This window comes from Idiomarina sp. UBA3162 (assembly GCF_002364475.1).
In the GTDB taxonomy this organism is placed as follows: domain Bacteria; phylum Pseudomonadota; class Gammaproteobacteria; order Enterobacterales; family Alteromonadaceae; genus Idiomarina.
Genome location: NZ_DEYI01000009.1, coordinates 1 through 21,680, shown reverse-complemented (window position 1 = coordinate 21,680; position 21,680 = coordinate 1). Strand labels below are relative to the sequence as shown.

Annotated in this window: 25 protein-coding genes and 2 tRNA genes; 13 read left to right on the top strand and 14 right to left on the bottom strand. The window is 47.1% G+C overall.

The features are described from left to right. Nucleotides 1-96: 96 nt before the first annotated feature. The 3 genes from B2X00_RS01280 to B2X00_RS01270 all read left to right on the top strand — a co-directional run bounded on the left by B2X00_RS01280 (nucleotide 97) and on the right by B2X00_RS01270 (nucleotide 2,196). Complete coding sequence (locus B2X00_RS01280; protein ID WP_290485790.1) at nucleotides 97-1,287, top strand: pyridoxal phosphate-dependent aminotransferase; 1,191 nt, start codon at nucleotides 97-99, stop codon at nucleotides 1,285-1,287. A 728-nt stretch (nucleotides 1,288-2,015) separates the two neighbouring features. Beyond that, nucleotides 2,016-2,092 (top strand) — tRNA-Asn (locus tag B2X00_RS01275). Between the two features lie 27 nt (nucleotides 2,093-2,119). Further along, nucleotides 2,120-2,196: transfer RNA gene (locus B2X00_RS01270), tRNA-Asn, on the top strand. Between the two features lie 15 nt (nucleotides 2,197-2,211). On the opposite strand, the gene B2X00_RS01265 is transcribed toward B2X00_RS01270, so the two are convergent. Both B2X00_RS01265 and B2X00_RS01260 read right to left on the bottom strand, forming a co-directional pair. After that, the gene (locus B2X00_RS01265) at nucleotides 2,212-3,237 is read right to left on the bottom strand and encodes a glycosyltransferase family protein (protein WP_290485789.1); all 1,026 of its coding nucleotides are present in this window, start codon (nucleotides 3,235-3,237) and stop codon (nucleotides 2,212-2,214) included. A gap of 8 nt (nucleotides 3,238-3,245) precedes the next feature. Next, nucleotides 3,246-3,782 (bottom strand): phosphatase PAP2 family protein, encoded by a 537-nt coding sequence (locus tag B2X00_RS01260; protein WP_290485788.1) that lies wholly within the window; start codon nucleotides 3,780-3,782, stop codon nucleotides 3,246-3,248. Nucleotides 3,783-3,970: 188 nt separating this feature from the next. Here B2X00_RS01260 and rsxA point away from each other — a divergent pair, with 188 nt between their 5' ends. From rsxA to nth, 7 genes are read left to right on the top strand one after another with little or no spacing between them, the layout of a single operon-like run. Next, the gene (gene rsxA / locus B2X00_RS01255) at nucleotides 3,971-4,552 is read left to right on the top strand and encodes an electron transport complex subunit RsxA (protein ID WP_006956531.1); all 582 of its coding nucleotides are present in this window, start codon (nucleotides 3,971-3,973) and stop codon (nucleotides 4,550-4,552) included. Further along, the gene (gene rsxB, locus B2X00_RS01250; protein ID WP_071462345.1) at nucleotides 4,552-5,136 is read left to right on the top strand and encodes an electron transport complex subunit RsxB; all 585 of its coding nucleotides are present in this window, start codon (nucleotides 4,552-4,554) and stop codon (nucleotides 5,134-5,136) included. The genes rsxA and rsxB overlap by 1 nt, the downstream gene beginning before the upstream one ends. Nucleotides 5,137-5,140: 4 nt before the next feature. Beyond that, the gene (gene rsxC, locus B2X00_RS01245; protein WP_290485787.1) at nucleotides 5,141-7,000 is read left to right on the top strand and encodes an electron transport complex subunit RsxC; all 1,860 of its coding nucleotides are present in this window, start codon (nucleotides 5,141-5,143) and stop codon (nucleotides 6,998-7,000) included. Continuing rightward, the gene (gene rsxD / locus B2X00_RS01240; RefSeq protein ID WP_290485786.1) at nucleotides 7,000-8,073 is read left to right on the top strand and encodes an electron transport complex subunit RsxD; all 1,074 of its coding nucleotides are present in this window, start codon (nucleotides 7,000-7,002) and stop codon (nucleotides 8,071-8,073) included. Before rsxC ends, rsxD begins: the two co-directional genes overlap by 1 nt. Next, nucleotides 8,060-8,713, top strand: coding sequence for an electron transport complex subunit RsxG (gene rsxG / locus B2X00_RS01235; RefSeq protein ID WP_290485785.1), 654 nt, complete (start codon nucleotides 8,060-8,062; stop codon nucleotides 8,711-8,713). Before rsxD ends, rsxG begins: the two co-directional genes overlap by 14 nt. Beyond that, a complete protein-coding gene (locus B2X00_RS01230; protein WP_290485784.1) occupies nucleotides 8,706-9,395 on the top strand; it encodes an electron transport complex subunit E in 690 nt (229 codons plus the stop codon). The genes rsxG and B2X00_RS01230 overlap by 8 nt, the downstream gene beginning before the upstream one ends. Nucleotides 9,396-9,400: 5 nt before the next feature. Beyond that, nucleotides 9,401-10,036 carry an endonuclease III gene (nth, locus tag B2X00_RS01225; protein ID WP_290485783.1) on the top strand — a complete coding sequence of 212 codons (636 nt, stop codon included), beginning with the start codon at nucleotides 9,401-9,403 and terminating at the stop codon, nucleotides 10,034-10,036. A gap of 4 nt (nucleotides 10,037-10,040) precedes the next feature. Here nth and B2X00_RS01220 read toward each other — a convergent pair whose 3' ends face one another. Beyond that, complete coding sequence (locus B2X00_RS01220; protein WP_290485782.1) at nucleotides 10,041-10,952, bottom strand: flagellar protein MotY; 912 nt, start codon at nucleotides 10,950-10,952, stop codon at nucleotides 10,041-10,043. 128 nt (nucleotides 10,953-11,080) lie between these two features. Here B2X00_RS01220 and rnt point away from each other — a divergent pair, with 128 nt between their 5' ends. Then, entirely contained in the window at nucleotides 11,081-11,722 is a 642-nt protein-coding gene (rnt, locus tag B2X00_RS01215; protein ID WP_290485781.1) for a ribonuclease T, read from the top strand. Nucleotides 11,723-11,770: 48 nt separating this feature from the next. Here rnt and B2X00_RS01210 read toward each other — a convergent pair whose 3' ends face one another. Both B2X00_RS01210 and B2X00_RS01205 read right to left on the bottom strand, forming a co-directional pair. Further along, nucleotides 11,771-12,376: a peroxiredoxin gene (locus B2X00_RS01210; RefSeq protein ID WP_006956540.1), complete on the bottom strand. Its 606-nt coding sequence runs from the start codon at nucleotides 12,374-12,376 to the stop codon at nucleotides 11,771-11,773. Between the two features lie 110 nt (nucleotides 12,377-12,486). Continuing rightward, entirely contained in the window at nucleotides 12,487-12,828 is a 342-nt protein-coding gene (locus B2X00_RS01205; protein WP_071462338.1) for a Grx4 family monothiol glutaredoxin, read from the bottom strand. A gap of 235 nt (nucleotides 12,829-13,063) precedes the next feature. Between B2X00_RS01205 and B2X00_RS01200 the strand changes: the two genes are divergently transcribed. Continuing rightward, nucleotides 13,064-13,645, top strand: coding sequence for a superoxide dismutase (locus B2X00_RS01200; protein ID WP_071462337.1), 582 nt, complete (start codon nucleotides 13,064-13,066; stop codon nucleotides 13,643-13,645). An 84-nt stretch (nucleotides 13,646-13,729) separates the two neighbouring features. On the opposite strand, the gene fadR is transcribed toward B2X00_RS01200, so the two are convergent. Further along, nucleotides 13,730-14,440: a fatty acid metabolism transcriptional regulator FadR gene (gene fadR / locus B2X00_RS01195; protein WP_071462336.1), complete on the bottom strand. Its 711-nt coding sequence runs from the start codon at nucleotides 14,438-14,440 to the stop codon at nucleotides 13,730-13,732. Nucleotides 14,441-14,577: 137 nt separating this feature from the next. Here fadR and dsbB point away from each other — a divergent pair, with 137 nt between their 5' ends. Then, a complete protein-coding gene (gene dsbB / locus B2X00_RS01190) occupies nucleotides 14,578-15,093 on the top strand; it encodes a disulfide bond formation protein DsbB (protein WP_290485794.1) in 516 nt (171 codons plus the stop codon). On the opposite strand, the gene B2X00_RS01185 is transcribed toward dsbB, so the two are convergent. The 8 genes from B2X00_RS01185 to B2X00_RS01150 all read right to left on the bottom strand — a co-directional run bounded on the left by B2X00_RS01185 (nucleotide 15,090) and on the right by B2X00_RS01150 (nucleotide 21,500). Continuing rightward, complete coding sequence (locus B2X00_RS01185; protein ID WP_290485780.1) at nucleotides 15,090-15,518, bottom strand: YcgN family cysteine cluster protein; 429 nt, start codon at nucleotides 15,516-15,518, stop codon at nucleotides 15,090-15,092. The genes dsbB and B2X00_RS01185 overlap by 4 nt on opposite strands. Continuing rightward, complete coding sequence (locus B2X00_RS01180; RefSeq protein ID WP_290485779.1) at nucleotides 15,515-16,546, bottom strand: lytic murein transglycosylase; 1,032 nt, start codon at nucleotides 16,544-16,546, stop codon at nucleotides 15,515-15,517. Before B2X00_RS01180 ends, B2X00_RS01185 begins: the two co-directional genes overlap by 4 nt. Beyond that, a complete protein-coding gene (locus B2X00_RS01175; protein ID WP_071462332.1) occupies nucleotides 16,543-16,788 on the bottom strand; it encodes a YcgL domain-containing protein in 246 nt (81 codons plus the stop codon). The genes B2X00_RS01180 and B2X00_RS01175 overlap by 4 nt, the downstream gene beginning before the upstream one ends. A gap of 15 nt (nucleotides 16,789-16,803) precedes the next feature. Further along, entirely contained in the window at nucleotides 16,804-17,961 is a 1,158-nt protein-coding gene (rnd, locus tag B2X00_RS01170; protein WP_290485778.1) for a ribonuclease D, read from the bottom strand. Further along, the gene (fadD, locus tag B2X00_RS01165; RefSeq protein WP_290485777.1) at nucleotides 17,958-19,625 is read right to left on the bottom strand and encodes a long-chain-fatty-acid--CoA ligase FadD; all 1,668 of its coding nucleotides are present in this window, start codon (nucleotides 19,623-19,625) and stop codon (nucleotides 17,958-17,960) included. The genes rnd and fadD overlap by 4 nt, the downstream gene beginning before the upstream one ends. A gap of 98 nt (nucleotides 19,626-19,723) precedes the next feature. Beyond that, nucleotides 19,724-20,599 carry an alpha/beta fold hydrolase gene (locus tag B2X00_RS01160; RefSeq protein ID WP_290485776.1) on the bottom strand — a complete coding sequence of 292 codons (876 nt, stop codon included), beginning with the start codon at nucleotides 20,597-20,599 and terminating at the stop codon, nucleotides 19,724-19,726. Between the two features lies 1 nt (nucleotide 20,600). Continuing rightward, complete coding sequence (locus tag B2X00_RS01155; protein ID WP_290485775.1) at nucleotides 20,601-21,185, bottom strand: Slp family lipoprotein; 585 nt, start codon at nucleotides 21,183-21,185, stop codon at nucleotides 20,601-20,603. Between the two features lie 9 nt (nucleotides 21,186-21,194). After that, on the bottom strand, nucleotides 21,195-21,500 hold the full coding sequence (locus B2X00_RS01150; RefSeq protein WP_290485774.1) for a hypothetical protein: 306 nt from the start codon (nucleotides 21,498-21,500) through the stop codon (nucleotides 21,195-21,197). Between the last annotated feature and the right edge of the window lie 180 nt (nucleotides 21,501-21,680).

Sequence of the window (21,680 nt, the reverse complement as noted above, 5' to 3'; positions counted from 1 at the left end):
CAAACACCCATTGTTTGGCTATGTTGATAGACTTTAGCGCCGCCGATACGTATAGTAGAGAGCAGTTTACATAGGCATAATCGGAAGGAATTCGTAGTGGACTATCAGCTATCAAAGCGCGTTAATTCGATCCAACCTTCACCAACACTCGCGGTGACGCAGAAAGCCAACGAGTTAAGAAGCGCGGGTAAAGATGTTATCGGTCTAGGAGTCGGTGAACCCGATTTTGATACTCCTGACTTCGTCAAACAAGCCGCTATCGCTGCTATCGAATCTGGCAAAACCAAGTACACTGCGGTTGATGGCATTGTCGAGCTTAAACAAGCGGTGGCCGATAAGTTTAAACGCGATAATCAACTCGATTATGGTCTTGATGAAATCATCGTCTCGGCTGGCGGTAAACATAGTATTTTCAATTTGCTTAGCGCTTGGCTAAACCCGGGCGATGAGGTAGTGATTCCCGCGCCTTACTGGGTTTCGTATCCGGATATGGTCAAGCTCGTTGAAGCAGAGCCCGTTATCGTTCACACCCATTTAGAGCAGCGATTTAAAATCACACCTGAGCAATTGCGCCAAGCGTTAACCGAAAAAACTCGCTTAATGTTCATCAACAGCCCCTCTAACCCGAGTGGTACAGCCTACTCAGCAGAGGAATTACGCGCGCTTGCCGATGTACTGATTGATTTCCCAAATGTCCTGATCGCGACAGACGACATGTACGAGCACATTTTATGGGATCGCAGTCAATTCGCTAATATTGCGATGGTTGCACCTGAGTTGCGCGAGCGTACTGTTATTTTATCGGGTGTTTCTAAAGCCTACGCCATGACCGGGTGGCGTATTGGATATGCAGCAGGTCCCGCGCCTATCATTGCGGCGATGAAAAAAATCCAGTCGCAAAGTACTTCTAATCCAGCCAGTATTAGCCAACATGCGGCAGCCGCCGCTTTAAATGGCGACCAAAGCTGCATCGATACAATGGTCAGTGCATTCAAGAAACGTCACGATTACTTGGTAGAAGCACTTAACGAAATCGACGGTATTGAGTGTGTCGAAGGTGACGGTACCTTTTATACCTTCGCACGTATTCAAGGTTTAATGGATAGAGCGGGTGTCGCAAACGACGTTGAGTTGTGTGAAAAACTTTTGACTGAAGCTAACGTGGCATTAGTACCTGGCTCAGCCTTTGGTACAGAAGGCTACTGCCGCCTGTCGTTCGCGACAAGTTTAGATACTCTAAAAGAGGCCGTCTCACGCATTAAAGCATTCGTTGCTCAGTTGAATTAAAACTTAACTTTATTGGCACTACAGCCTCGTTAGTGTGCTAACGAGGCTTTTTTTTAACTTTTTTCCCCACATGGAAGCCCATTTCCCCCGCTAAAGCGGACCAAACTCGTAAGACATTTTTATTACAATGCGGTCGCTAAAATACGCGATATAGAACAAAAAAGTTATACGAATGCGGCGTTGGGTTTAGCAATTACAGCTGGCAAAAGCCCTGCCAAATGTGTTGAAAAAACACCCAAATTAAATAAGAAATACACAAGTTGCTGATTCTTCGGGCAATCTTAACGCGTTCTTCAACCGATCCTATTTGATTTTTACAATTTTTTATTAACTCGTTGTTTTTATTGGTTTTTATTTGATTGAGCGATTTTCTGAACAATCATTAATTTTGCCTACAAACCGCACTAAACGTACTATTTCACACACTTAAGCACAGGGTTATCCACAGAATCCGTGGATAAGATCCTGTAGGCTGTGACTGATGCGGATTTCAGCCATGTGTGGATATCCTTAACTCGCAACAAGTTATAACATTAGATATAAGCACATCTGTGACAGTCACTTGACATTTCTCTACGGAGGCATTAGACCCAAGTTTTGGTTGTAAGACTATAAAATCAACACTCGCACAAGATTTAATCAGTCAAACCAAAAAACAATAAAAATACTGTATCTCTAGTTGACAGGCGCGGCATAGGTCTTTAATATTCGACGCCGTTAAGACGTGTTCCCCAGTAGCTCAGTTGGTTAGAGCGGTGGACTGTTAATCCATGTGTCGTTGGTTCGAATCCAACCTGGGGAGCCAACGCGTTTTAACTCCTCAATTTGTTGTTCCCCAGTAGCTCAGTTGGTTAGAGCGGTGGACTGTTAATCCATGTGTCGTTGGTTCGAATCCAACCTGGGGAGCCAATCTTTAAGGCTATCCTAAGCCCAAAGCTTCGCCAAACTCTCTTGTTCAGCACTGCTAGCACCTCGTTTTATCCATTGTGCAATATTATCTGCCATATTGGGCCACTGGCATTTAAGCGGTTTACTTTGATGATCGGCTAGCCACGCACGCACACTTTCGTCTGATATCTCATTGATCACTTGAGCTAAGTGATTACTCGACAACAGCTTCGCGTTCCAATGTTGTTCAAACTGCCCTTTTAACGGTTTTACAGCGAACTGTTTATAGCCTTGCAACGCCTCACAAGATGTTTCGAAACCTGCATTCGCGAGTACATACTCAGCACTCTCAAATTGACGCTTAAAGCCCTCTCGTGACGGTGGGAAACCAAAAATATGGGGCGCATCGAGATTATCAGTTTGTTTGATGCTCGGGTGAAACACAGAGAACTGATACGATTTTAGTGGGATAAGCGCATCAACCACATGCTCTAAGTTCTCAAATGGCAAATACACTAATACATGGCGCTGGCTTATCCCCGACTCTGAACCATGCGCTCGCACGATAGGCGCAATGCAATTATCTAATGGCTGCCAATGCATACCTAACCAGCGTGATGCAGGCGCAAAATAATCGATCAATCCACGCTGAAACAGATTAAGTTTGGAATATAAAGACGGCTCTTTAAACGCATACTGCCGACCCATACCGATACACGGCTTACGGGCTCGCTTAGCTGCCCATGCTGTCACCGGTTCATAGTCTGTCAGAACCAAGTCATAGGCCGATAAATCAACGCTATTTACATCAGACCAAAACTGTCGCAACGAATTATTGCGATAGGTATTCAAGTAATCGATACGACCATTTTGCGTCGCAAAACTCAATCCCTGACGCCACTGGTAATCACCGAACGCACTCATATCAAACAAACGACTCGGTTCCCGCCCCGAAATCAAGTAGTCGACATCTACCGAATAATGGTTCAACCAACGTGACAGTGTGTGGCAACGGCTTAAATGACCATTACCGGTCCCTTGAATACCGAACAAAATTCGCATAGTTAACCTTAGAATGCAGAATGGATAAGAAAGAAGGTTTCGACAAAGGTGATGCCAAGTAGCGCACCTACGCAAACATCAGACACATAGTGAGCGCCTACTACCACTCGTGAAATGCCAACCTCGCAAGCCCAAGGCAACAAACAGAGTGCAATCATCGGGTAGTAATAAGAGAGGCAAGTAACGAAGATAAACGCCGCACAAGTGTGCCCAGAGGGAAAGCTAAATTCATCCTGCGCAACAAAGAGCTTTTTCTGAACCAATAGCGCGGTCGGACGTGCGCGCTTGAACTTATTTTTTAACCACCAGTACAGCGGTCTTTCAAACAAGAATATGGCGGCACAGGCGGCAAAAAATGATTGTCCGTCGGTGCTGTGCAACATCAATAGCAGCCCGACCAGTACATACCAATAGCCATCACCGGAACGGGAGAAGCACTCAGCACTAAAGGCAATCCAACGGCGTTGGTTTAGACGATGTATGCGAGCGAACCAGCTTAAATCGACGCGTAACGCGGTTTCTTGTAATGCTGTTAACCAGACCATGACAATGCCCCGTTTATTGGCTTGCTTGTTACATTGCGCTAACAAAATGACAGTCGCGAGTCAGTTACGTTAAATATCAATGACAAAATCATCGCATTCTTGCCACTTCTATTGACCTCCGTCTGTTGTTTATCAACGTCAAAACACCGATAATAGGCGCTGATTTAAATCACGGGTGGAATCATCGAATGACAGACTACTTACTGCTGCTCATTGGCACCGTATTGGTCAATAATTTTGTGCTGGTAAAATTCTTAGGACTTTGCCCTTTTATGGGTGTGTCTAATAAGCTTGATACTGCAATTGGCATGTCAGCTGCAACCACATTCGTATTAACTCTCGCCTCGGTATGTAGCTACTTGGTGAATCAGTACTTGCTTGAGCCCTTAGGGTTGATGGCGCTCCAAACCTTAAGTTTTATTTTAGTGATTGCCGTTGTCGTGCAATTTACTGAAATGGTGGTGCATAAAACGAGTCCTACGCTGTACCGCTTGCTAGGTATTTTTCTGCCACTCATTACCACCAACTGTGCGGTTCTTGGTGTAGCGCTGCTTAATATCAATGAACAACACAACTTTGTGCAGTCTATCGTCTATGGCTTTGGCGCGGCAGTCGGTTTTTCACTCGTTTTAATTCTATTTTCTGGCATTCGCGAGCGCTTGGCAGCCGCCGATGTTCCGAAAGCGTTCAAGGGCTCAGCGATTGCGATGATAACAGCGGGTTTAATGTCGCTCGCGTTTATGGGCTTTAGCGGATTGGTGACCCAATAATGAGTTTTGTAGTTGGTTTAATCGCTATCGGTGCGCTCGCGCTGATATTTGGCTTAATTCTTGGTTTCGCAGCTATCAAGTTTAAGGTAGAAAGCGATCCGATCGTTGATCAAATCGATGAGATCCTGCCACAGACTCAATGTGGTCAATGTGGCTATCCAGGCTGTCGTCCTTATGCAGAAGCAATTGCCAATGGCGACGAGATCAATAAGTGTCCTCCCGGCGGTGAAACCACAATCAAGAAACTCGCAGATCTGATGGGCGTCGAAGCCAAGCCTCTCGATGCAGCGCATGGTGAAGAAAGCGTCAAAAAAGTAGCCATCATTCGCGAGGATGAGTGTATTGGTTGCACTAAGTGCATCCAAGCGTGTCCCGTTGATGCCATTCTCGGCGCCGCAAAACAAATGCATACGGTCATTGAGCATGAATGTACCGGCTGTGATTTGTGTGTCGAACCCTGCCCTGTCGATTGTATTGATATGGTCGAAGTCGAGGCTAAACCTGAAACCTGGCAATGGAACCTTGATAGCGTGAAGCAAAATATCCATAAAGCCGACACTATTCCGGTCAAACTGGTGGAGTAAGACGATGCAAGACATCAAGCAGTTCGTTGAGTCAGGTCAAATTGCACGCTTTCCCGGCGGCATCCATCCACCAGAGCGCAAACAACCCGCGAGTGAGCAGCCATTGCGCCGAGTTCCATATGCCAATGAGCTGATTCTGCCGTTACGTCAACATATCGGCCTATCGGGACAGTGCACCGTCCGTGAGGGTGATCACGTTCTCAAAGGGCAACCTTTAACCGATGCCGCACTACATCAAGGCTTGCCGCTCCACGCACCGACATCGGGGACCGTCAAGGCTATTGAACAACGTCCAATGTCACATGCTTCAGGACTTCCCGAACAAGCCATTGTGATTACCCCGGATGGACACGATCAGTGGCGCGAACGTCAGCCGTTGCCCGATTATCAGCAACGTGATAAAGCCGAGTTGTTAGATATTATTCAGGCAGCCGGGGTTGCAGGGTTAGGAGGAGCGGGCTTCCCTACTTCACAAAAGCTTGCACAGCAAAAGCCGGTCAGTTACCTCATTATTAATGGCGTAGAGTGCGAACCCTATATTTGTGCCGACGATCGCTTAATGCGTGAGCATGCCAGAGACATTGTGCTTGGCATGCGAATTTTGGCTTACATCACAGGCGCCGATAAAACGTTGCTCGCTATCGAGGATAATAAGCCCGAAGCGATCGCCAGCATGCAGCAAGCAATATCCGAATATACCGATATTGAACTGCGCGTAGTGCCGACTAAATATCCCTCTGGGGGTGAGAAGCAGCTGATTCAGTTGCTTACCGGGCATGAAGTTCCTAGCAAGCAGTTGCCTATTGAGATGGGCGTCATTATGCAGAATGTTGGAACTGCCTATGCTGTGAAAGAGGCGATCATTGATGATAAACCGTTAATCGAGCGTGTTGTAACGCTGACGGGACAGTGTATCGAACAACCCGGTAATGTATGGGCACCACTAGGAACGCCCGTGGATGCGTTACTCGAGTTCGCCGGTTTTAAGCCTGAGCATCAACAGCGAGTTATTATGGGCGGTCCCATGATGGGCTTTACATTGCCAATTACCGCAGTGCCCGTCATCAAAACCACTAACTGTATTCTGGTGCCAAGTACCCAGGAACTGCCACCACCGGGCGATGAAATGGCATGTATTCGTTGTGGTGCCTGTGCAGAGGTATGCCCTGCAAGTCTTCAACCGCAACAATTACAATGGTTAGCAAAAGCCAAAGATTATCCAGCACTAGAAGATAATAACCTATTTGACTGTATTGAGTGCGGTGCGTGCGCCTTTGTTTGCCCGAGTGAAATACCCCTTGTGCATTATTACCGTCAGGCAAAATCGCAGATACGTAATCAAGCACGTGAACAGGCCAAAGCGGAACTTGCTAAACAACGCTTTGAAGCGCGCCAAGCGCGCCTAGAACGAGAAAAAGAAGAGCGGTTAGAACGTCACCGCAAAGCGGCAGAGGCGCGTAAGCAAATGCAGCAGCAACAGACCCAGCACGCGCCTGAACAAGAGTCGAACAACGACGGTAAGTCATCGGCGGTCGCTGCAGCCATTGCCCGAGCAAAAGCCAAAAAGGCGGCGCAAGAAGGTAGCAACGCTGCTGCTGAACAACCGACAGGTTCGCAACCTGAAGAAAAGTCTAAGAAGTCAGCGGCAGTAGCCGCCGCTATCGAGCGAGCCAAAGCGAAGAAAGCTGCACAGCAGGCAGCAAGTGAACCCGAAGCAGGCGCTGACAGTAGCGCTGGAAGCGAAGCGAGTGACGAAGCCACCGCACAACCCCGCCCCGCGCAAGATAAGTCGGCAGCCGTTGCGGCAGCGATTGCTCGCGCGAAAAAGAAGAAGCAAGCGCGCGATCAGGAGGATAAACAATAATGAGTTTTAAAGTGGCAGCCGCCCCGCATGGTCATAGTCAAAAAAAGACCAACCAAGTGATGGCATGGGTGGTATTTGCGCTCATTCCTGGGGTACTCATTCAATCTTATTTCTTTGGTTGGGGTGTTTGGTTTCAAATTCTAATTGCAGTCAGTGTCGCCTATCTGTCTGAGTCAATCTGTGTTTGGGCACGTGAACGCAGCGCGCGTCAGGCACTGCGCGATAATACCGCACTTGTCACTGCAGTATTGCTTGCTATCAGTATTCCGCCTCTAGCCCCCTGGTGGATTATTGTGATTGGCACGCTATTTTCAATTGTGGTCGTCAAGCAAGTCTATGGCGGTATGGGTCAGAACATCTTTAATCCTGCTATGGCGGGCTACGTACTGCTACTTATTTCGTTTCCTGTGCAAATGACGCATTGGTTACCAGCAGCTCCAATTGCGCCCTATGACTTAGGACTCTGGCAGACGCTACACACCATTATTTTTGAGTACACACCGGCTGGGTACGATGTTGAGCAATTACGCACTACTGTTGATGGCATCTCCATGGCAACCCCACTGGATGGTGTAAAAACCGCGCTTGACCAAGGACAAATCCTCGCAGAGGCTTATCAACAGCCAATGATGGCAAGCCTCGCCGGCATTGGTTGGCAGTGGCTAAACTTGGGCTTTTTACTCGGCGGCGCCATTTTGTTGCAACAGCACGTTATTCGTTGGCATATCCCGGTTGGATTTCTTGCCGGTTTGCTCATTCCCAGTTTCCTAGCGCATATTTTTGCACCGAGTGTGATGCCAGGTCCGGTATTTCATGCACTGAGCGGTGCCACCATGCTTGGCGCTTTCTTTATCGCGACCGATCCCGTGTCGGCCGCCACATCCGATCGCGGTCGGCTATTGTTTGGCCTACTGATTGGTTTATTAGTTTGGATAATTAGAACCTGGGGCGGCTACCCAGATGCCGTGGCGTTCGCAGTCTTGCTCGCCAACCTGTGCGTACCTATTATCGATCGTTACACTCGCCCCACGGTTTACGGTCATCATGTAGGAGCGAAACATGACACTGAATAGCATGCAGAAGAATGGCTTGTTGCTCGGTCTATTCGCGCTCGTTTCGACCGGTCTGGTGCTGGGTGTAGAAGCGCTGACCAAGGAAGCTATCGATGAACAACAACGCGCGCAAACACTTGCGTCATTGAATGAGATTATTCCACCAACACTGCATGACAACGATCTTTATCACTCGTGTGGTCTGCTCTCAGAACCTACGCTGAGCCAGCAACCTGTTCCCGTATACCGAGGTTATTTAGCAGGTGAACCGAGTGCGCTTGCTGTTGAGGCGGTCGCCCCCAATGGTTACTCGGGCAAAATTCGCTTACTTGTAGCGATTAAACCCAGCGGTGAGGTGCTTGGTGTCAGAACACTTCAACACCAAGAAACACCTGGCCTTGGCGATAAAATTGAAAAACAAAAGAGTGATTGGATAACCTCATTTGCTGGCAAACGTTTGCAAAGCCAAGACGACGAACGTTGGGCGGTTCAGCGTGACGGGGGGATGTTTGACCAGTTTACCGGCGCCACGATAACACCACGCGCTGTGGTCGGCGCGGTAAAAACCGCAACGTGGTATTTGCAGCAAAACAGTACGCAACTGTTCCAAACATCATTACCGAATTGTCATTCTGCTTCGGAAGGTGAAAGCCATGAGTGAATTTAAGACGCTAACCAAACAGGGTCTATGGGAGAACAACCCCGCCCTCGTGCAACTGTTAGGGCTTTGCCCATTGCTCGCAGTGACAGCGTCCGTGACCAACGCATTGGGCCTGGGTCTTGCGACCTTATTTGTGCTGATAGGCTCTAATATTACCGTATCCTTGGTCCGCCAATGGGTTCCGCAAGAAATACGGATTCCTGTTTTTGTTATGGTCATCGCGACTTTCGTTACCATTATTCAGCTCCTAATGAACGCCTATGTATACCAGTTGTACCAAACGTTGGGGATTTTTATACCGCTGATCGTAACGAACTGCGCTATCATCGGTCGTGCTGAGGCCTATGCATCTAAAAACAAATGGAATTATGCTGCTATCGATGGTCTTATGATGGGGCTAGGCTTTGCCGCCGTGTTAGTCGTATTAGGCGGACTACGCGAAATACTCGGAAACGGCACCCTTTTTGATGGGGCTGAGTTATTACTGGGCGAATGGGCCAAACAATTACGGATCGAATTGTTCAGCCTAGATTATCCCTTACTGTTAGCTATTTTACCGCCAGGCGCTTTTATTGGTATGGGCTTTATTATAGCGCTTAAAAACCGTATTGATGCGAAACGTGAAGAGCTGCAAGCCAGTGAAAAAACAGTGACGCGCGCACGCGTAACAGCCGAAAGTTAATCGATATGAATAAAGATAAACGTTATCAAATTTTAAGCCGTTTACGGGACAACAATCCTCACCCGACCACTGAGTTAGAGTATGAGTCCCCTTTTCAACTACTGATCGCCGTTTTATTGTCCGCTCAAGCAACCGATGTGGGTGTTAACAAAGCGACGCGAAAATTATTTCCTGCTGCACCGACTGCAGAAACAATGCTTGCGCTGGGTGTTGACGGGATTAAGGATTACATCAAAACCATTGGTTTGTTCAACTCAAAAGCAGAGAATGCCTACAAGACGTGCAAGATATTAGTAGAGCAGTATAACGGCGAAGTTCCTGAAAGCCGTGAGGCACTCGAGGCATTACCAGGGGTTGGACGCAAGACAGCTAACGTGGTGCTCAACACAGCCTTTGGCTGGCCTACCATTGCCGTTGACACACATATTTACCGTGTGTCCAACCGTACTAAATTAGCACCTGGCAAGAACGTCAATGAAGTCGAACAAAAATTGATTAAAGTTGTACCTAAAGAGTTCAAGGTGGATGTACATCACTGGCTTATCCTACACGGCCGCTATACCTGTGTTGCACGCAAACCACGGTGCGGCAGCTGTATCATCGAAGACTTATGCGAATTTAAAGATAAAACCAGTGATTAGCGAGCTACAGTGCCCCCCCTGAAGGCTTGCTCAATTGAACAATGACACGGCGGTTTTTCTGACGACCTATCTCATTATCATTGTGTTCGATAGGTCGATCCTCACCGTGAGATACAGTTTCAATACGCTCAGCATTAATTCCGCGCTCAACAAAGAACGCTTTAATCGTATTAGCACGCTGCTCAGTCAACGCCTGATTAGGCTCTCGCGCGCCCAATGCATCGGTGTATGAGTCGATAAGCACGAGGTCTAAATCAGCGTCCACTTTCAAATAGTCACTGATCTGCTTTAACTTGCGCTGTGAGCTCACTGTGAGCTCATCACTATCCGCCTTATGATTGAGTACCGTGTAGGCGATATCGTCAAAAGAAAACGGTAGTAAGGCATTAATGCAACCTTTAAATGCATCATAGGCGCTGCGGAAATTAACCGATGAGATTGCCACGGCCACCTGATCTCTTTGATTATACCAATCTTGATATAAAAACGTGGGGTAGCGTCCTTTTTCAAGCTCTGACAAGAGTGTCCAAGCCGCCTTCTTCTCTAGCTCACCATTGAACTGCTTATATAAATCCATGCTACCAATGGCATAGCTATTGGCACCGGGTTGCCAACGCGGAGGAACAGACTCAATGCTTGCGACACCATATTCGTCAGGCAGTTGATGCATATCGAGTGTCATTGTCAGATTGAGTTGCTTACTCGCTTCACTGTGAAACTGTACTTTGCCAAAACGAGGAATAACGTGTTCTAACTCACAGTTAAGCTGCGTGTTATTGGCCATATACCAAAGTGAATTATCTAAATTTGCACTGTAGTATCTTACGGCGTTTGCTTTTGCGAACGGACTGATACTGACTAGAGCGCTACCCAGCACAATTAATGCTGACAGCCGAGCCGTATTATTCACCTGCACACGCACCTCCTTTAATTACTTGTCTTTTATATCGGTCGTGTTGCAATAACCTTTAACCAAATCACAAGCAAAAACGCCCGCTCTTTGGCATAATGGGCAGTAGCAATTTAGCAGATACAGGTAATTTCATGTCAGGTTCCGAAGACTCTCTTATGAAGCAACGTTTTCGCGGCTACTTACCCGTAGTCGTCGACGTCGAAACGGCGGGCTTTAATGCGTCAACCGATGCCTTGTTAGAGATCGCTGCCGTCATACTGGATTTTGATGAAGATGGGCAGCTCAAGCCAGTCGAAAGCCATCAGTTTCATGTCGAACCATTTGAGGGTGCCAATATTGAACAAGCAGCAATTGAATTCAATGGTATCGATCCTCATTCGGAACTACGCGGCGCACTCCCCGAAGACGAGGTGCTTAAAGCGTTATTCAAACCCATTCGAAAGGCTCAAAAGGCGGCTGGATGTCAGCGCTCTGTGCTGGTTGGGCATAACTCGAATTTTGATCATAGCTTCCTGATGCGAGCGGCTGAGCGAGCCAATATCAAGCGCAATCCGTTTCATCCCTTCGTCAGCTTTGATACCACATCTTTAGCAGCGTTGACGTTAGGACAAACTGTACTGATTAAAGCGTGCAAAGCGGCGGGTATAGAGTTTGATCAAAAGCAGGCGCATTCAGCGCTTTATGATACCGAAAAAACAGCCGAATTATTTTGCTGGATGGTTAATAAATGGAAAGCGCTTGGCGGGTGGCCGCTCACTAATCAACAGCCATAAAAAAACGCGCCCAACGGCGCGTTTTTTGTGAATCGCTGCGAGCTATTATTATAGCTTATCAGCGTTCTTAGAAAGGTATGCTGCAACGCCTTCAGCGTTCTCTTTCATGCCTTCTTTACCTTCTTCCCAACCTGCAGGGCAAACTTCGCCGTGCTTCTGGTTAAAGTTCAAAGCATCTACCATGCGCAACATTTCGTCGATGTTACGACCTAATGGCAAGTCGTTAACGACTTGGTGACGTACAACACCATCTTCGTCAATTAAGAACGAACCACGGAATGCAACGCCTGCTTCTGGATGCTCAACATCGTATGCCTTACAAATGCTGTGACGAACGTCTGCAACGAGTGGGTATTTGACTTGACCAATACCACCATCTTCAGTTGCAGTGTTGCGCCATGCGCTGTGAGTGAATTGTGAATCGATTGATACACCAATTACTTCAACGCCGCGCTTTTTGAACTCGTCCAAACGCTTATCAAACGCGATAAGCTCAGAAGGACATACGAATGTGAAGTCCAGCGGGTAGAAGAACAAGACGGCTTTCTTGCCTTTGATCGCGTCAGAAAATTTAAAATCTTCAACGATTTCGCCAGAGCCCATTACCGCTGCTGCGGTAAAGTCAGGTGCTTTACGTCCTACTAAAACTGCCATTGATACTCTCCGTCTTTAGTTAATGTTGGGCTGCCGCTTGGCAGCCTAAATTAAAAGCTCTAATAAATATGGGGATCGACAATAAAAGATCAACCCCTTAACGCCGATTATTACTCGCCGCTTTCTGGCTGAGGATGACGTGCTGCCACCTCAGTGATCAGTTCTTGTAGCTCGCCTTTCTGGAACATTTCAACGATGATGTCACAACCACCGATGAGTTCACCTTCAACCCAGAGTTGCGGGAATGTAGGCCAGTCTGCGTATTTCGGCAACTCAGCACGAATATCTGGGTTTTGTAAGATATCGACATAAGCGAACGCTTGACCGCAGCCCATGAGCGCTTGCGAGGCTTGAGAAGAAAAGCCACAGCTCGGTAATTTAGGTGAGCCCTTCATGTATAGAAGTATTGGGTTTTCTTCAATCTGCTGTTTAATCTTGTCGATGGTTTCCATAACACCTCAAATCACTGTTAACGAATGGAATGGTTGATAAAAATACTCAAGTATTTTAGCACATGCAACCCCCGATTGCTCTCTTTGAGCGCTTTACAGCCAGCGGTACAAATAATAAAAACTTATACTTGAAAAGAGAACCAGTCACCCCTATATATCGTATGAATAACAACAACAGCTTGCACATTCATTTTGTGTAAGACGCTATTTGCACTAAAAACTATGGAGAGAGATTATGGCATTTGAACTTCCCGCTCTTCCTTATGAGAAGAACGCACTCGAGCCACACATTTCAGAAGAGACACTCGAATACCATTATGGCAAGCACCATGCGACTTACGTAAGCAAGCTAAATGATGCCGTTAAAGGCACTGATTTAGAAAGCAAATCGCTTGAAGACATCATCAAGTCTGAGAAAGGTGGTTTGTTCAATAATGCCGCTCAGGTATGGAACCACACGTTCTACTGGAATTGTCTGAGCCCCAATGGTGGCGGTGCTCCTAGCGGCGCAATTGCAGACGCAATTAACGAGAAATGGGGTTCTTTTGAGAAGTTCCAAGAAGAATTCAACGCAAGTGCTGCAGGCAACTTCGGTTCTGGTTGGACTTGGTTAGTTAAGAAGTCCGATGGTTCAGTCGACATCATGAACACAGATGACGCAGACACGCCAGTTGCTCACGATGGTGTGACGCCATTATTGACCGTAGATGTATGGGAACACGCTTATTACATCGACTATCGTAATTCACGTCCTAACTATTTAGAGGCTTTCTGGAAGCTCCTTAACTGGGATTTCGTGAACAAAAACTTTGCTTAATTTAGCTAGGTTATTGAACAAAAAAGCCAGCGATTGCTGGCTTTTTTTATGTCTATTTGACCGGTTTCGAAAAAAGCGATTGCCTCAATCGACTAAGTTGGACGGGATGTCGCCGCGTAAACTATGCCAAATTTCAGCTGACTCATAACCATAGCGGCGAACCAAGTTAACAGACTCATTATAGTCACCTTGCTTAGCTACATTATCGAGATTGTGATAATAGTCTCGCGCTAATTGGCGAGCTTCGGGTGACGAAAAGTAGAATTGACCAATACGCGAATACAAACCTTTAAAGCCATTGAGTACAAGCACATAGATTGGATTACCCGACGCCATCGCAAGATCATGGTTCAATTGATAATCAAAATCCGCAAAACGCTCTGCATCATCAGCCAGTTCATCAGTATTGGCCAAAAGCTCGACAACGCGTTCGGGGTTGTGTCGAATGGCGGCGCGAATGTAAATCGCACTAATATTAGTACGCGCTGACAACAGTTGGTCGACCAGTTCGGGCATACCATCTTCATCTAAACGAGCCAGGGTTTCTAAAATATTAAGCCCAGAAGTTTCCCAAAAATTATTCACTTTTGTTGGCTTACCGTGCTGGATTGTTAGCCAACCATCTCGCGCTAAGCGCTGTAAGACTTCCCTTAGCGTCGTGCGAGTCACACCAATGAGCTCGGACAGTTCACGCTCTGCAGGAAGGATCGTACCCGGAGCAAAATGACCGTTCCAGATTGATTTAACGATATACTCCTCGGCAAAACCTGCCGGACTCTTTGCTTTAATGATCATTGTTACGCCTGTTTCATTATCAATCGTGTGATTCTATCAGTGTTACATGAGGTCGGACAAGCAAACTGATTATTATCGACAAGTCGTTTACTTTTCAGCTATGTTATAGCGCTTAAATTCACTCACGGATATATCTCATCATGCGAATATACCTTTGGCCAGCTCAGCGCAACGCGTGGTTAGCGCTATTTATCATCTCCTTGTCGCTTTTGGCTGCTGCCGCTTACTTTCAGTACGGTCTTGGGCTTGAGCCTTGCGTGAAGTGTGTATATCAACGCATGGCTGTGATCGGTATTGCGTTGTTTGCTCTACTTGGCTATTGGGGGGCGAGGCATGCGCTCGTACGCTTGATAGCACTCGCTGGGGTGATCTACTCAGCTATAGAGGGCTTACTCATTGCTTATGACCACTGGGATCTACAAACTTCAAAAAATGCCTTCTTTGCGGTCTGTGAAAGTAACCCTAATTTCCCGTCTTGGGCACCACTGCATGAATGGCTACCAAGCTATTTTGCAGCGCCAGGCTTGTGTGGCGATATTGACTGGTCGTTCTTAGGCGTCACCATGCCAGCATGGATGACCTTTATTTTTGCAGGCGTGACGATTACTGTTGCCGTCGCAAGCCTAAGCCACATTATTTACAAATTACGCTAAAGTGGCCAGGTGACAATACGGTCTTCTAATTCACCTCTGAATTCTGTTTCACTGATACAATGACCGGCTATATGGTAGCCGGCCTTTTTCATCGCTTGCTTACTGCCATGATGTCGTAATGGATGCCAGTCAGGAATCGGTTGTCCCTGTGCTCTGAGCCGATATGCACACGTTTTAGGCATAAAATAAACGGCATCAAGATTTTCGAGTGTCAGTTGAACACAACTGGGGACTCGCTGAGTACGGTTTTCATAATCACTACACACAGCTTTGTCAGTATCCAATAATCGACACGCGACATCGGTCTGATAGAGGTTATCCTCTTCATCTAATAATTGATTTAAACAACATTGCCCACAACCATCGCAAAGTGCTTCCCATTCGCGATGGTTGAGTGCCTGAAGCGGTTTATCAAACCAATTCATCGAGGAAAACGGATACGATCAGAAAGGTAGCCCACTGCAGCAACGAAGTAATGTGAGCGATTCCAACGCATCAGCGCATCGTAATTGGCATAGGCAAGATACACTCGACCTTCCTTGTCATCTGGAATCACAATCGAAGCCTCAATATCGTCACGTTGCGGTAAAGGGCTCCCGTCCATGCGAGTAATACCCAGCTTTTGCCATTCGGCGAGTCGCCTTTTGGTATCTAGCCCGGCTAACGACGTATCAAACTGTTCGGGCAGCTGTACTTGACGTCCCCACGTCACATCATCTCGCCAGCCCACAGAGCTCAGGTAGTTAGCGGCTGACGCAAACACGTCACCATAGCTATTCCAAATATCCTTTTTACCATCACCATCATAATCAATAGCGTAGCTCATGAACGAGCTTGGCATAAACTGGGTTTGTCCCATAGCCCCCGCCCAAGAACCTTTCATTTGTTCAGGCTCGATGTGACCGTCTTGGATGATAGTCAACGCTTGCCAAAGTTGTTTTTTGAAAAAGGCCTCGCGGCGTCCATCAAACGCCAACGTGGTTAATGCCGAAACAACATCAAAACCACCCGTGTAGGATCCAAAATTAGTCTCGATACCCCAAAGCGCAACAATAAAGCGGGGTTGCACGCCGTATTTTTTACCGATTTCATCAAGTAAGTCTTTGTGCTCTTGGTATTTTTCAACGGCTTTTTGTGCCTTCCAATCCGGTACTACTCGCGGCAAGTAAGTATCTAACGTGAGTTTAAATTCCGGTTGGTTTTTATCAAGCTCAACAGCGCGTTGATAATATTTTACCTTGGCAAACGCGCGATCCAGCGTATCTTTCGTGTAGCCTTGATCAAGCGCTTCAGAACGTAGTTTATCGACATACGCCTGAAACTTCTGCTCGACATTATCGCTTTGCTCGCTCACCGGACTTTGCTCAGACTGAGCGGCACTTACATGCGCGGTAAACCCCATCGTCGAAGCACTTACGATAAGCGCCAAAGTGCTCAAAGTTAACTTTTTCATAGCATGGACTCCTGTTGTGGTGGAAGTTGCAAATAATAGCCTGGCTCCACCAAGTGCTGTTTTAATTCTTCTACGCTAATCCGAGCAAGTTGGTCGCGTTTGTCTAAATTTATCGTCATTATTTTTTGCGGAGTGCCGAAGTGGTTTACGAGCGCTTCAGGCAACTCATCAAATTCACTTCCTAACGGAAGGTATAGATAGGTATCGCTTTTTTTCGAGCTTTTAAATACGTCGCACAGCATGGTCTTAAACTCGCGTTAAATATATTCTTTCAATTCAGATTCGAGCGCTCTCCAGCGCCAGCCTTGCTGTAAATCAGGCCGAGGTAATTCGGCACGGTGATCCGCACTGAACTGCCAGTGATACATCAAGAAATCATTAATTTGTTTGCGCGAAGCGACCAATGCCGTATCAATCGCAAGCATTGAGGCTAAGCCTTGTGCCGCTTTCTTGATACCATTGAATGCCGCTTTATAGTTTGGCATGTCGTCAAGCCTTTGCAAGGTCTGTGGCCAATTCGATGCATCCTCAGCGAGCGCTGCATTAATCTGCTCAATAATCTCGTCCCCCGAGTATTTACGGGTCATCGGCGCTAAATCCCTAATTTTATGCAAATCTGATTTAGACTCAGGCATCTTGCGCGCCAGCTCGATTAATACACCGTCCTTGAAAATAAAACCGAGCGGCATATTCTCGCTGACCGCCTTTCCTAGGCGCCAAGCTGCTAGGCACTTCATCACTTGTAATTGTTTTTGATTAAGTTGCCACGCATTACCAACAAACAAGTACAGCAAGTGCTTGGGGATAGTTTGTGTGCGCTTATTTACTTGTAACTGACTTTCTTCAGTGACGATATCTGCTACATGAGTCTCTGCCACCTGCGCCGCTAACCAAGGATACATCGTGTTCAGAAAGCTCACGTCCGCAGCCGCGTATGCGAGTTGCGCCTCACTCAGCGGCCGCTTCAACCAGTCAGTGCGTGACTGACTTTTATCGAGCGTAACGCCATCAAATAGCTGCTCAACTAAATTAGCATAACCAAGTGATGAGCCCATCCCGATAAAGCCGGCTGCAATCTGTGTGTCAAATACGGCACGAGGTTTCTCGCCATTGGACTGATGAAAGAATAATTCGATATCCTCGCCCCCGGCATGCAGCACCGTCGCCACATCAGGAGCCGCGATCAACTGCCACAATGCAGATAAATCGATATCGATTAGGGGATCGATGATAAAGGTATCGCCATCGACATTAAGTTGTACGAGACCTAGCTTAGCAAAATATGTTTTTCTTCGTACAAATTCGGTATCAATAGCAAATGAGCCCGCGATGCGGGCTCTTTGACAAAACTCAGTAAGCGCTTCAGCGCTACTGATATAACGGTATCCAGTGTCTGGATGAGTTAACTTAGTCAATCTTTTTTCTCGTCTCTTAGCTCTTTACGTAGGATTTTGCCCACATTCGATTTTGGCAACTCATCGCGAAACTCAACGAGTTTCGGCACCTTGTAGCCTGTCAGATTTTCTCTAGAAAAGTCGATAATTTCACGTTCGGTTAGAGACTTATCCTTTTTGACGATGAATACTTTCACAACCTCACCGGACGACTCGTGCGGCACACCAACAGCAGCCACCTCCAGTACTTTCGGATGATCGGCCAGCACATCTTCGATTTCATTAGGATAAACGTTAAAACCTGAAACCAAAATCATATCTTTCTTGCGATCTACGATTTTAAAATACCCACGTTCATCACAGGTTGCCATGTCGCCAGTCGCAAACCAACCGTCTTTAATCGACTCTGCTGTTGCGTCGGGGCGATTAAGGTAGCCCACCATGACTTGCGGACCTTTCACGTACAGCTCACCCGCTTCCCCGATAGCCACTTCCTCGCCAGTCTCTGGGTCGCAAATTTTTACATCAGTACTTGGCACGGGTAACCCGATACTGCCCGTGTAGTGCTCGATATCGTAAGGGTTTACCGTGACGACGGGCGCACACTCAGTAAGCCCATAACCCTCGAGCAAACGAGACTTAGTGACGCGCTCCCAGTGTTCAGCTACTGACTTTTGCACCGCCATGCCGCCACCTAAAGCCACTTTTAGGTTAGAAAAGTCGAGATCTTTAAAACCCTTGGTGTTCAATAGTCCGTTAAACAACGTATTGACACCCGAGATCATCGAGAACTTAACCTTTCCCAGTTCCTTTACAAAGCCAGGCATATCGCGTGGGTTAGTGATTAAAATATTACGTCCGCCGTGCTTGATGAACGTTAAGCAGTTCGCCGTTAAAGCAAAGATATGATAAAGCGGCAATGCAGTAATAATAATCTCTTCGCCATCCGACATGATCGGTGTAATGACCGACGAAACCTGTTCTAAGTTTGCCACCATGTTTCTGTGAGACAACATAGCGCCTTTGGCAACACCCGTTGTGCCGCCCGTGTACTGTAAGAAGGCAATATCATCGCCGGTTAACGAAGGCCGTTGATACGCTTTTTGCTTGCCTTTGTTTAACGCAACGTTAAAGTCAACACGTCGACTAATCGAGTGGCTCGGCACCATACGTTTAACATATTTCACCACAAAGTTGACTATCCAGCGCTTCGGTGCAGGCAGTAAATCACCAATTTGCGTGGTGATCACTTTCTCGAGCTGTACATCTTTGGCAATCTTTTCATACGTATTTGCAAAATTCTCTAAGATCACAAGCGCTTTCGCTTGTGAGTCATTCAATTGATGCTTCAGTTCACGTGGTGTGTACAGCGGGTTCACGTTAACCACTGTCATGCCCGCAGCGAGCACACCAAAAAGTGCCACAGGGTACTGCAACAGATTTGGCATCATGATCGCAACTGCATCTCCTTTTTTAAGGCCAATGCTTTGCAGGTAGGCTGCGAATTGCTTTGCCTTTTCACCCAGCTCGGCAAAAGACATGTTGCAATCCATATTCACGAATGCTGTCTTTTCACCGTATTTCTCAATACTCTCTTCGAGAATATCGAGCAACGACGCATAGTGATCTGGATCGATCGTATCTGGCACTCCCGCTGAGTAATGTTTAAGCCAAATCTTTTCCATACTAGGCTCCAAAATTTATTTCTATAATTATTATGTAGAGTTCACGTAAACGTAAGCTTATCGGACCAGTTTATCTCAATCACGCCCCTCGGCACAATCTAAGATGACGACTGTTCACTGACCAAGGTCGCAATATCTTTCGGGCATTGCATATGAATATGATGCCCACCTTTCATCTCAACCACCTGTAATTGCGGTACGCAACCCTGCCACTGAGCCAAAGCTTTATCGAGTTGAGCATAGCCTTCGCTCCCTCTTATTAATACAACGGGCACGTTTAACTGGTTCAAAATTTGTTCAACCGCTTTTGCCGGCAATCGATAAGGAGAGGTTGATCGCACTTTTGGATCGGCGCGCCAATACCAATGACCATCGGCCATCAACCTGATTCCACGCTCTACCAATACCTCAACGAGCTGATTGCTAAAATCTGCTGTTTTGGCGCGCGCCAGCACGGCATCTGACTTAGTTGTGTAAGGACGCCAACGCGCAACCTGCGACTTTTTACGCGACTGAAAACCAGCCAAAAGTTGCTCATGCGCGTTCTCGCCGTCGCTCGTGAGCAGACCAAAGGCCTCTATAAGCACCAAGTGCGACACCTGTTTCGGTAATAGTGTCGCAACCATATTCGCCACAAAGCCTCCCATTGAGTGGCCAACGAGCGTAATACCAGACCATTCCTGAGTCTTAATCAACTGCCAAATATCGTACGCATAATCAGTGAAATGATAGTAATTCCCCGATGGCCGATGATCCGAGTGACCATGACCTGCCCAATCAAGCGCAAGGATTCCTTCATCGGATTCAAGCAGATGTTCGACAAGAGGTAGAAACGAGTGACAATTATCAAGCCAACCGTGCAGGAGTATGTAACGAGGATTACTGACATTGCCCCATCCAAGACCTCTGAGGCAACCCCAGTCAAGAGCGTACTCGATGGGCTGAGCACGCTCAAGTACCGACTGATACAGCACGCTATTGCTTATTTTTCGTACTGGGCTTGTCGTCTTGAACTCTTACCCGCGTCGGGTAGGGGTAATAGTATGGACGGTAAGGATAAGGTGCATAAAAGTTATGTCTAAACCACAACGGGGAATAGTCAATGCCCGTATCTACACGATCAGCCTCTTTCGGCCATAGATGATAGCCTGTTGCTTCAATGACAGGGTAAACGTAGGTGTAATCATCGATTTTGCCTTCTTGAGTCTTACCTACCTTGCCTAGTACAGTTAAACTGCGTCCTTGACGATACACTTGGGGGTCGACAAAACCGTTAATAACTGCCAAAAAGCGACCATCGGTATCATCGCTGACCAAGGGGCGTCCCCAGCTTTTCAAAGGAAAATGCACCAGCTCGATGACAGTGAAACCCTCATCGTTGCGAACGTCAGCAATAATGCCTCCCCAACGCGCCGACTGACCTACAGTCGTTGACGCATTATTTTTTACCTGAGAGTAAGACACCAATGCGTCTTCATTATCTGTCGCAATGGAATCTGGGAATGCACTGCAACCCGCTAGTAACAGCGCACCTAAAGTTAAACTCGCGATACGTAACATAACGCCTCCTCAGGCATACAAGTCCAAACTGAACATCGATTCAACGTGCTCTCGCTTTTCGCTAAGGGCCACCGCCTGATAAGCCGTTAAAGCCTTTTGAGCCGGCTGCGACGGCTGATCATAAACAATATTTAAATCCTGCCACCGCTGTGCTTGATCAGAGCTTTGTTGCCGATTTGGAATTTGAATAGAAGCATTGGCCGTTTGCTGATCACCTTCCTGCCCCCCAGCGTTACGCTCATCAGGTGTAATGCGACGACCGGGCGAGAGATAGCCTTGTACACCATTAATAGAACTTGATGAAACAGGGTTCACAGAATGCTCCTCAAAATACTTTGACTCGATTTATTATGGCGAGTTCCAATGGATTCTACAAGTTAGCGCCCGGGCAACTTCTTCCACGTCACTTCATTACGTACGTAAAGCGGCTCCAGTTCATCCGCAGCTACCGCAGCCTCGTTCTGCTGTTGAGCCCAACGCAGCATGGCGGCGGCT